At 40.9% G+C, this 11966-nt stretch carries 6 protein-coding genes; 5 read left to right on the forward strand and 1 reads right to left on the reverse strand.

Going from position 1 to position 11966, the window contains the following annotated elements; all coding sequences use genetic code 11:
- Positions 1-99 precede the first annotated feature (99 nt).
- Entirely contained in the window at positions 100-1263 is a 1164-nt protein-coding gene (locus DXD04_RS14850) for an IS4 family transposase (protein ID WP_117673974.1), read from the reverse strand.
- 499 nt (positions 1264-1762) lie between these two features.
- Between DXD04_RS14850 and DXD04_RS14855 the strand changes: the two genes are divergently transcribed.
- From DXD04_RS14855 to purD, 5 genes are all read left to right on the forward strand, one after another.
- A complete protein-coding gene (locus DXD04_RS14855) occupies positions 1763-4969 on the forward strand; it encodes a SusC/RagA family TonB-linked outer membrane protein (RefSeq protein ID WP_117673975.1) in 3207 nt (1068 codons plus the stop codon).
- Between the two features lie 16 nt (positions 4970-4985).
- Positions 4986-6749 (forward strand): RagB/SusD family nutrient uptake outer membrane protein, encoded by a 1764-nt coding sequence (locus DXD04_RS14860; RefSeq protein ID WP_117673976.1) that lies wholly within the window; start codon positions 4986-4988, stop codon positions 6747-6749.
- Positions 6750-6888: 139 nt separating this feature from the next.
- Entirely contained in the window at positions 6889-8409 is a 1521-nt protein-coding gene (locus DXD04_RS14865; protein WP_117673977.1) for a THUMP domain-containing class I SAM-dependent RNA methyltransferase, read from the forward strand.
- 13 nt (positions 8410-8422) lie between these two features.
- Positions 8423-10666, forward strand: coding sequence for a S9 family peptidase (locus DXD04_RS14870; protein ID WP_181977145.1), 2244 nt, complete (start codon positions 8423-8425; stop codon positions 10664-10666).
- A gap of 23 nt (positions 10667-10689) precedes the next feature.
- The gene (gene purD / locus DXD04_RS14875; protein ID WP_117673979.1) at positions 10690-11964 is read left to right on the forward strand and encodes a phosphoribosylamine--glycine ligase; all 1275 of its coding nucleotides are present in this window, start codon (positions 10690-10692) and stop codon (positions 11962-11964) included.
- Positions 11965-11966 lie beyond the last annotated feature (2 nt).

Raw genomic sequence — 11966 nt, forward strand, 5'->3', positions numbered from 1 at the left:
CCCAAAAGTTTTGTGTCTAACTTTTGGGGTGCAGTACATTTTGAGACAGCCTCATATTAATTATATCCGATCACTACTGTCCACTAAAAATGGACAAGGTTAAAAATTAAATAAATTCGGTTCACTTGAATCATATCGGTCTTTGACATTTTTGAAATTCGATTTGTCAAACAAGTCACTGAGATGTGTTTTGTCGGTCAGAGAGATTCCGAGTATTTGGAGAATTGCATAGACGCTACGTTCTAATTTCATATTGTGTTGGATTATTGCTACTAAGCAGTAAGTGATTATCGCACAATAGATTTGTATGCGTACAGCGTTTTCCGATGTTCCCCAGAACTTCTTAATCCTGAGGTGTTGTTTTATCCATTTGAAGAACAGTTCAACACTCCATCTGTTTCGATAAAGCGATGATATAAACTCTGCAGATGCGTCAAGATTATTTGTCAGAAAGATGTATCGTATACCGTCTTCAGGATTTTCAATGATGAGTTTTCTAAGTTCCTCAGGGTAATCCTTAGAACTTTTATAAACCGTAAAGCATCCGATTACATCCGATACTACACCTTCTGGCAATCTTCGTTTCCATGTTTTAGGCTTGATCCGTATATTTGTTTTGGCTCGTACAATGAAGAAAGCACCTATACGATTTATTGTATTAAGGTTGCTGAAATCGTTATACCCTCGGTCGAATATATAATGCGCTCCTGATTCATATGGAATCTCAGGCATAGCCTTTGAAGCGTGAATATTGGCAGGTGTAATATACACAAATGCAGGCACTTCCGCTTCAATATCGTAGAGCGTATGCAACTTTATTCCGCCTTTATGTTTGCGAAATTTAGCCCATTCAAACACTGACAGGCACAGATCAATCGTTGTAGAGTCAAATGCATAAACATGACCGTCAAGTTCGAATATTTTATTGATTCTACGCTTGCGGGCCTCGGCAATCATGAATGTTGCGTACTCTTCGAAGATGCGGTAGTTACGTTGCTCATTAGCCTTACTAAGATTGCTCCGAGTTACAGACTTCCCGATTCCGAGATGGTAAAGTTTTCCAGCATGAGCTTCCATAGCCACAATCAAATCTCTAAGACTATCTCGATTGGATAGCTGACCGAACATCATCGTAAGCAGCTGATTCCAACAGGTATAGCTCTTGATATACTTATCGCCTTCATACTTTGTAACGATACGATTGAATTTACTTCGGTCAAGGAACTTAACTAATTGGGCAAAAATATATGGGTCTTTATGCATAACGGTCTGAAAATTACCACAAAAGTAAATTCAAATCCGTTCTCCCCAAAATCTCCTGTAACAAATTGAATTTCAATAATTTCAAAGAACTTCTATAATTTTTTAGTGGACACTAATGATGTTAGATATATATTAACCTCTTTAATAATGGAAAAATGACAGCTTAATATACTAATGACAGATCTACCTGAAAAAGATATATGCTATAAAAAGAAATTATTTCCCCATACTTAAGAATATCTGAAACGTTCAAAAAATAGAATAACTCCTCCACATTTATTAATCATTAATATTCATACTAGAAATAGAAAAAACGAACAATTTCTTTTAATATATAGTGGGTAAAATTTTGGATATTTAAAAATATATATTTATTTTTGAATTCGAAAAAATATATTCCTATACAAAATATAGAAATATGTGCAATTTAATTAACCAATCTAATACTGAATCTATTGAAAATAATCAATAAATTCTATATACCTTAATTTTAAGAACTATGAGTAATCTGAAATTACTAGGTGCGTTACTACTAACTGTAGGTGGAACCACACAACTGCTGTATGCAGAGCAACCATCCGTAATTATCAATTCTAACATTGTACAACAAAAATCGACGTGCTCAGGAGTTGTAAAAGATGCGTCCGGTGAAAGTGTTATTGGTGCATCTGTATTGGTCAAGGGTACAACAATTGGTACCATCACAGATTTTGATGGAAATTTTGAGCTTCCAAATGTAGAAAAAGGAGCTGTAATTCAAGTTTCTTTTGTGGGTTACTTAACAAAAGAAGTCATATGGAAAGGAACTCCAATTTCAGTCGTACTAGAAGACGATACAAAAACATTGGAAGAAGTTGTAGTAGTAGGGTACGGAACCCAAAAAAAAGTAAACCTAACTGGTTCTGTAGCAATGGCTGAAAGTGATGTACTGGAAGACAGACCTATAGCTAATCTAGCTCAAGGTTTACAAGGCGTTATCCCAAACTTAAACATTTCATTTGCCAATGGTAATCCAAATGCAGAAACTAGCATTAACGTGCGTGGATTAACATCCTTAAACGGAGGTTCTGCTCTCGTGCTTGTGGATGGTGTAGAAACAAATGATATCTCATTAATCAACCCTCAAGACATTGAAAGCATTTCTGTTTTAAAGGATGCTTCTTCAGCAGCTGTATATGGTGCCAGAGCAGCATTTGGAGTTGTGTTAATTACAACCAAAAAAGGAAAAACAGGAGAGAAAATCACTTTTAACTACAATAATAATTTTTCATGGTCTACACCATCCAGATTACCCCATAGCTTACCGGCAGATCAATGGCTAAGAGCGATGAATAATGAATCTAAGAATACCAGTGGAACCCAATACTGGAGCGACGAACTAATCGCAGCTGTAGATGCCTATATGAAAGACCCTACTCGCCCCACAGCATGGGAAAATACACAAGGAAATAAATTTACAGCAAACGGAGAATGGGCCTACGCCGGAAATACAGACTGGATGGATATCTTCTATAAGAACGCAGCCTTTATGCAACAACATAATGCGAGCTTAAGAGGTGGTAGCGAAAAAACCGCATACTATGCTTCTTTAGGATACAAAGGGCAAGACGGCTTACTGGCTTTTGGTACAGATACATATAAACGTATCAATATGTCATTTAATTTCACTTCAAAAGTAACAGACTGGTTAGAAATTGGATTTAGAACAAAATATAATAGAAGTGAAGTGAATGAACCAAACTCAAACCATTATACAAGTGAGGATCCTTATTATGAAGTTTACCGTGCATTCCCCTTCATCCCTGTATACTTGCCAGATGGAGACTTTGCTGCTGTAGCAGGCTCAAACTTCAACTTTAATATTGCAGGAATGCTGGCACAAGCCGGACGCAAAAAGAATGTATATGACGATATATGGTATACAGGATCGTTCAATTTAACTCCATTAAAAGGATTATCCATTAAAGGAGATTATACTGGGAACCGGCTGTTCAGAGATGAACGCGCTCATAATAAAACGATTTACCAGAAACAACCAGATGGATCACAGATTGCCAAAGGAGAACCCAACGGAGTTTCATTAAGAAAATATGATGACACTTATCAGGCATTGAATCTTTGGGCTGAATATAAGTTTGAATTGCCTAAATCTCATTCTTTTACTGCCATGGTAGGATACAACCAGGAAAGTAAAAAAACCAGCAATTTTTATGGCTATGTTACAGACTTATACCTGAATGATGCTCCTATTATTGACTGGGCAAACACCAAACAGAAACTAGAAGAAGAAGCTACCATTTGGGCAGTTCAAGGTGCTTTCTTCCGATTAAACTATGACTATGCTGGGAAATATCTGGTAGAAGTAAACGGACGTTATGACGGTTCTTCAAAATATGCATCAGATAGCCGCTGGGGATTCTTCCCTTCTGCTTCTTTGGGATGGAGACTTTCAGAAGAAAAGTTCTTTGAACCAGCTAAAAAGATTTTCGACAATGTGAAGCTACGCGCATCTTTAGGTAGCTTAGGAAATCAGGTAACAAACAGCAACTTTGACTTCTTAAGCTTGATGGGATTCGAACAGCTAAATTATTTGATTGGCGGCAAACTTGCCAACGGTATTACTCCTGCTTCACTGGCATACAACAACGTAACATGGGAAAAAGTTACTACCGCAAACTTTGGTATAGACTTAGGATTATTAAACAACAGACTGACTGCTTCATTTGATTATTTCTTACGTTATACAAATGATATGGTCGTATCTAAGGCCTACCCTGCTACTATGGGATCTACAGGAGGTAAAGAAAACTTAGCCAATATGCGGACAAACGGTTGGGAGTTGACACTTAACTGGAATGATAATATCAACGATGTAGCCGGTTCTACTTTAAATTATAATATCGGCATTGGCATTTCAGACAGTTATTCAACTATCACTAAATATGATAACCCAACCGGATATCTTGGTGACTATTATGAAGGTCAACGTTTGGGAGACATCTGGGGATACGTAACAGAAGGATTCATTAAAGATGACGCAGAAGCCGAAGCAATGAAAGTACGTCAGAAACAAATCAGTGGTACCTGGATTCCTGGTGACATAAAATATGCAGATTTGGATGGTGACGGTGTCATTACTTACGGAAAAAATCAGCTGAATGACCATGGTGATAAAAAGATTATCGGTAATCAAACACCGAGATACCGCTTCAATATCAATTTAGGATTAAATTGGAAAGGATTTGATGTCCGAGCTTTATTTGAAGGTGTAATGAAAAGAGACTTATGGTTAGGAGATAACAATACAGTCTTCTGGGGATACACAGGTCAATGGTGGAGTGCATTAAATGAAACCCATATAAATGACGTATGGAGTGAAACCAATCCTAATGCCTATTTCCCAGTACCCACAAATACAACGAGAAGCCGTCAGATTCAAACAAAATACCTGCAAGACGCATCTTATATCCGCTTGAAAGATTTGACAATCGGTTATACTTTACCGACATCATGGGTATCTAAATTAGGTATCTCACAATTGAAAGTCTTTGCAAGTGGACAAAACTTATGGGAAGCTACCGGCTTATATAAATACTTGGATCCAGACTCTACAGGAGATACAAAAGATGATGGTAGCTTGGAAGAAAGAATGACGAAATATCCATTCTGCCGATCTTATTCATTTGGTATTAATGTTACATTCTAAATTTGCTTATTGTATTATGAAAAAAACTATATTATATGCCACATTGTTGGCACTTAGCTTTCAAAGTTGTGACTACCTTGACAGGGAGCCGTTAGACTCAGTAACAAAAGATCAGTTCTTTACTACTGCGACTGGTACTGCCCTCCAGCAATACTGTAACAACTTCTACCCAAAACTGATAAAAGGTCATGGTGATCCCTTATCATATAGTTTTGGAATGCTGGAAAAAGAATTTGAGTCAGACAACATTTTTACATGGGAATATAACGTAAAAAGTTTTGGCTTGCATGTAGCTCCTACAGAAGCTAAAGATACAGAGTGGCAATGGGAAAATATACGTGCATGCAATGATTTCTTGATGAACTATCAATCATCTCCAGCAACTCAGGCTGAAAAGAATCAATACGCAGGAGAAATCTACTTCTTTAAATGCTTAGATTACTTTAATAAGTTAAGTGTATATGGTGATGTTCCTTGGTATACCACAGTCTTGAACCCTGGTGATGAGGAAATGTATAAAGGACGTGATTCAAGAACACTTGTAGCTGACAGCTTACTTTTAAATATTGAAAAGGCCATCAATCTGCTTTCTCCTAAATCTAAAGTGGGAGTAAGCCGAGTTTCAAAAGACGCAGCTATTGCATTAAAAGCAAGAATGTGCTTATTTGAAGGTACCTGGAGAAGATACCATAACATAGAAGGCGACGTAAAATTCTTGCAGGAAGCGTATGATGCTGCAGGCGAATTAATGAAAGAAGAATATGGCTACTCCATATTTAAAGGAAGCTCACCTAAAACTGCATATCATGAATTATTTACACAAGAAAACTATAATAATAATTCAGAGGTTATTTTAGCTAAAGAATATGATCCGTCTTTAGGTAAAGGTAATAATGTTACCAGACAAATTGGAGTAGGTGAAACTCCTATCGGTGCAAGCCGAGATGCAGTAGAAGATTACTTATGTGCAACAACAGGAAAACCTATCTCATTATGTGGATGTGAAGGACATACTACACACACAGGAATTATTGCGGAACTGGAAAACAGAGATCCTAGATTATTGCAAACCATAGCTACCCCGAAAGATGGAGAGTATACATACTATTTGCATGGTAAAGCAGCTAATATTGCCAATATCGTAGCAACTGGTGCGGATGGTTCTTCTTCTACAGGTTATGCTATTGCAAAATTCTATAAAACATCTGAGTTTTCTTCAGACCACCATAAAGGTAGCATTGACGCTCCCATTTTCAGATACGGAGAAATTCTTTTAATCCGTGCTGAAGCCGGAGCAGAATTAGGAGTACTGGATAATACAGAACTTGGAAGAACAATCAATGAACTTAGAAAGCGCGTTGGTTTCAATCATCCATTGACCGTTAACCCAGTAGCTGATCCAAAACTGGAAAAAGAATATCCAAACATCAAGGGTAGCAATGCTAATTTAATTCGTGAAATCAGAAGAGAGCGCCGTATTGAATTATTCGGTGAAGGTTATAGATACGATGACCTAAGAAGATGGGCTTGTGGTAAACGACTGGATGCTAGTGTAGTAGTAAGAGCTGGTATTATTCCTGATGCTAGTTTGTATACTACAGAACAAATAAACGATATGAAAGAAGAACTTGGCCTTACCTCTGAAGGAGCATTGGATATTTATGGAAAAAGAGTAAAAACACAAGCTGTATTTGAAGAACCAAAACATTACCTATTATCCATTCCTATCAATGAAATTTCCATCAATCCTAACTTAGCTCCTAACAACCCAGGTTGGTAATATTACACAAATCATTATAGATAAAGATGGCTTATGAAATTATTTTCTCATAAGCCATCTTTTCTTTATACACAGTTGACTAGCAACCTGAAATTTCGTATTTTTGCCCAATCAATTGAAATTACGTAATTTTATCAAGATGAATCAAGAATTCGAGCTTATCGCCAAGACCTTCCAGGGACTGGAAGAAGTTCTGGCACAGGAACTCACGGAATTAGGAGCCAGCAACATTGAAATCGGACGACGTATGGTTTCTTTCACCGGAGACAAAGCCATGATGTATAAGGCTAATTTCTGCCTTCGTACTGCCATCCGTATCTTAAAACCTATCAAACATTTTACTGCGAAGACTGCCGACGAAGTATATGAGGCCGTAAAGAGTATCGCATGGGAAAACTATCTAGACAACATGAGTAGTTTCTCGGTAGATGCCGTAGTGTTCTCTAATGAATTCCGTCATTCTAAATTCGTGGCATACAAAGTGAAAGATGCGGTAGTCGACTATTTCCGCGAAAAGACAGGCAACCGTCCTTCCGTACGTATCAGTAACCCGGATTTGGCTATTCACATCCATATTGCAGAGGAAGAGTGTACACTTGCCTTGGATAGTTCAGGTGAATCACTTCACCGTAGAGGATACCGTCAGGAACAGGTGGAAGCACCGTTGAACGAGGTATTAGCAGCCGGTATGATTCTGATGACAGGCTGGAGAGGTGAATGTGACCTGATAGACCCGATGTGTGGTTCAGGAACTATACCTATCGAAGCCGCTTTGATTGCACGCAATATCGCTCCGGGTGTATTCCGTAAAGAATTCGGATTCGAGAAATGGAAAGACTTTGACCAGGATTTGTTTGATGCTATCTACAACGATGACTCACAGGAGCGTGAGTTTACTCATAAGATTTATGGATACGACAACAATCCGAAAGCAAACGAAATTGCTCAGCATAACGTGAAAGCTGCAGGAGTAAGCAAGGATGTCATCCTGAAAATCCAGCCATTCCAGCAGTTTGAGCAGCCTGCACAGAAAAGTATTATCATCACCAACCCTCCTTACGGAGAGCGTATCTCGTCAGAAGATTTGCTGGGACTTTACCAGATGATTGGTGAACGCTTGAAACATGCATTCACGGGAAATGACGCCTGGATTCTGAGCTACCGTGACGAATGCTTTGACCAGATCGGACTGAAGGCTTCTATAAAAGTGCCTTTGTTTAATGGAGCATTGGAATGTCAGTTCCGTAAATACCAGTTGTTTGACGGGAAATACAAGGAATTCCGTTCCGATAACAGCGACAAGGAGTTTAAGCCGAAGCGTGAAGAAAGACCGGCACGTCCACGTCGTCAGGGAGAAAAAGTGGAATATGGCCGTAAGGAGCGCAAAGACGGAGGTCGTGGAGAACGGAAAGAAGGTTTCCGCAGCGACCGTAAAGAAGGATTCCGTAAAGATGCTGACCGCAAAGAAACATTCCGCGGACGCAAAGCAGGCGACGGAAAAGAATTTACTCGTGAACGCCGTAAAGAATTCAAATATAAGGAAGATTCGAAGCCACGTACTCCGCGTCCTTCTACAGACGACGGACGCCCGAAAGCGGCTCCTGCCCCACGCTACATGCACAGACGCCGCAGCGAGGAGGAAGGTAACTCACAAGATTAAAAATAGACAGAACATGAAACGTATATACTTTTTATTCTTTTTGTGCTGTATGACCACTCTCGCCACTTTTGCCCAGGAAAAGAAAACCTATACACTGGAAGATGTGATTCCGGGCGGAAACAATTATTTCAACTTAGTCCCTGAAAACATTCCGGGACTGCAATGGTGGGGAGATGTATGTGTACGTGCGGATGTGGAAAACATCCGCAGCATTCAGTTGAAAGATGGCAAGGAAAGCATACTTGTCACACTGGAAGAGATAAATCAGGCCATTGAAAAAGGAGAGAAGCCCTATCAGCTGTCACACGAACTAAAACCGCTTCGCAGCCTGATGTCGGCTTCATTGCCTTGGTCAGAGCGTAAAGTCATAGTATTTCAACAGAACAGCTATTGGGTGGAATATGACTTCGGACAGAAAAAAATTACGAACATATCCCGCCTGAACGAAAAAGCTACCAATCTTGACTTTTGCAAAACCAATGACAAAGTGGCCTATACCGTCGGTAACGGTTTGTTTGTAACTGGCAAAGGGGAGGAAAGTCACCAGATTAACCCTTCACAAACAGAAGAAGGGGTAGTTTACGGACAAGCTGTACACCGTAACGAATTCGGTATTTATAAAGGTACATTCTGGAGCCCGAAGGGAAGTTATCTGGCTTTCTATCGCATGGACCAGAGTATGGTCACAGACTATCCTCAGGTGAATACATCGACCCGTATCGCGACTCTTGAGCCGGACAAATATCCGATGGCAGGAATGACCAGCCACAAAGTGACGGTAGGAGTATACGATGTAAAGACTGGAAAAGTAATTTACCTGCAGGCCGGTGACCCGACCGACCGTTATTTTACCAATGTCAGCTGGTCGCCCGATGAGCAGCATATTTATGTTATCGAACTGAACCGTGACCAGAATCATGCCCAACTTGTATGCTATCAGGCTGCCACAGGCGAACGGGAAGGGGTATTGTATGAAGAAAAGAACCCGAAATACGTAGAACCTCAGCATCCGCTGGTATTCCTGCCGTGGGACGAAAGTAAATTTATTTACCAGAGTCAACGCGACGGTTTCAACCACCTGTATCTGATGGATACGAAGGCAAAAGGAGAAGGTACATGGAAAAATGGCAAACTGGAAGGCACTACCTATCTGGAACACCTGAAAGTAACTCCTTTGACACAAGGCGACTGGCTGGTGCAGGATATTCTTGGATTCAATGCAGGAAAGAAGGAAATTATTATCGGTAGCACAGAAATATCTCCGCTGCAAACCAATCTGTTCAGCCTCAACGTCAAAACTGGAAAGCGTACATTACTGGGAGAAAAAGACGGTATGCACCGGGCTTCTCTCTCTGAAAGCGGTACTTACCTGATTGACAACTTCTCTTCATTTAATGTAGGACGTGAAATCACTTTACTGCCAACCAACGGAAAGAAAGGAACTACATTACTGAAAGCTGATGACCCGATGAGCAGCCAGTTTAAGTTACCGGAAATTACCATCGGTACCTTTAAAGCAGCTGACGGAACAACAAACTTGTATTATCGTCTGATTAAGCCCGTAGACTTTGACCCGAACAAGAAATATCCGGCCATTATCTACGTATATGGTGGACCGCACGCACAGCTCATCCACAACACGCGTTTCTACGATGCCAGAGGATGGGATTTATACATGGCTCAGAAAGGGTATGTGATGCTGACAGTAGACAGCCGGGGAAGTGATAACCGAGGACTGGCTTTTGAGAACTGTACATTCCGCCACTTGGGAGTAGAAGAAATGAAAGACCAGGTGAAAGGTGCCGAGTTCCTGAAATCACTGTCTTATGTAGACGGTGAACGAATTGGTGTACACGGCTGGAGCTTCGGTGGCTTCATGACGACCAACCTGATGCTGACTTATCCTGACATCTTCAAGGTAGGTGTAGCTGGAGGACCAGTCATTGACTGGAAGTTCTATGAGGTGATGTACGGTGAACGTTATATGGATACTCCGGAAACTAATCCGGAAGGATACAAGGGTTCCGACTTGAAACAAAAGGCTGGCAACCTGAAAGGCCGTCTGGAAATCATTATCGGAGGTACAGACCCCACTTGTGTTCCACAGCACAGCTACTCATTCCTGAGAGCTTGTATTGAAGCTGGTACCCATCCGGACTTCTTCGTTTATCCGGAAGACGGACATAACATGATGGGACGTGACCGTGTACACCTGCACGAACACATCACCCGCTATTTTGAAGACCATTTGAAATAATAGACTAAAAAACAGATACATATATGAAACTTTTACTTTTAGGTTCAGGAGGACGCGAACATGCACTGGCATGGAAAATCGCACAAAGCCCGAAAATTGAAAAGTTATACATCGCTCCGGGAAATGCCGGTACGCGTGAAGTAGGCGAAAACGTAGCTATCAAAGCCGATGACTTTGAAGGTATCAAGCAGTTTGTAACGGCCCACGGCATTGACATGGTAGTAGTAGGTCCGGAAGACCCATTGGTGAAGGGGGTATATGATTTCTTCAAAAACGATGACGCATTGAAGCAGGTACCGGTTATCGGTCCGTCAAAGGCTGGAGCCGTACTCGAAGGAAGCAAGGAATTTGCCAAAGGTTTCATGCAGCGTCATCATATTCCGACTGCCGGATACAAGAGCGTAACTGCAGCCAACCTGGAAGAAGGACTGGCTTTCCTGGAAACACTGGAAGCACCCTACGTGCTGAAAGCTGACGGATTGTGTGCTGGAAAAGGTGTATTGATTCTCCCCACATTGGAAGAAGCCAAGAAAGAACTGAAAGAAATGCTGGGCGGAATGTTCGGAAATGCCTCTGCTACAGTAGTTATCGAAGAGTTCCTAAGCGGTATTGAATGCTCAGTATTCGTACTGACTGATGGAAAGAACTACAAAATCCTGCCAGAAGCCAAAGACTACAAACGTATCGGCGAAGGTGACAAAGGATTGAACACAGGCGGTATGGGTTCTGTTTCTCCAGTTCCATTTGCAGATGCAGAATGGATGAAGAAGGTGGAAGACCGTATCATCCGTCCTACTGTTGAAGGACTGGCTGCAGAAGGTATCGATTACAAAGGATTTATCTTCTTTGGACTGATTAACGTAAAAGGTGAACCGATGGTAATCGAATACAATGTACGTATGGGTGACCCTGAAACAGAAAGTGTCATGCTTCGTATCAAGAGTGACTTAGTAGACTTATTTGAAGGGGTAGCTCAGGGCAACCTGAATGAAAAGGCCCTAGAAATTGACCCGCGCTCAGCTGTCTGCGTCATGCTGGTATCTGGCGGCTACCCAGAAGCTTATGAAAAAGGATTCCCGATGACGGGTATTGAAGAAGCAAAGGCAGGCGGAAGTATTGTATTCCATGCTGGAACAGCCTTGAAAGACGGACAGGTAGTTACTGCCGGAGGACGAGTTATCGCAGTTAGTTCCTACGGAGCCAACAAGGCAGAAGCTCTAGCACAGTCTTTCCAGAATGCAGGCAAAATCTGTTTCGAGAAAAAATATTTCCGTTCAGATATCGGGTTTGACCTGTAACA

Origin of the sequence: Phocaeicola plebeius (genome assembly GCF_003437535.1) — a bacterium.
GTDB classification, from domain to species: Bacteria; Bacteroidota; Bacteroidia; order Bacteroidales; family Bacteroidaceae; genus Phocaeicola; species Phocaeicola plebeius_A.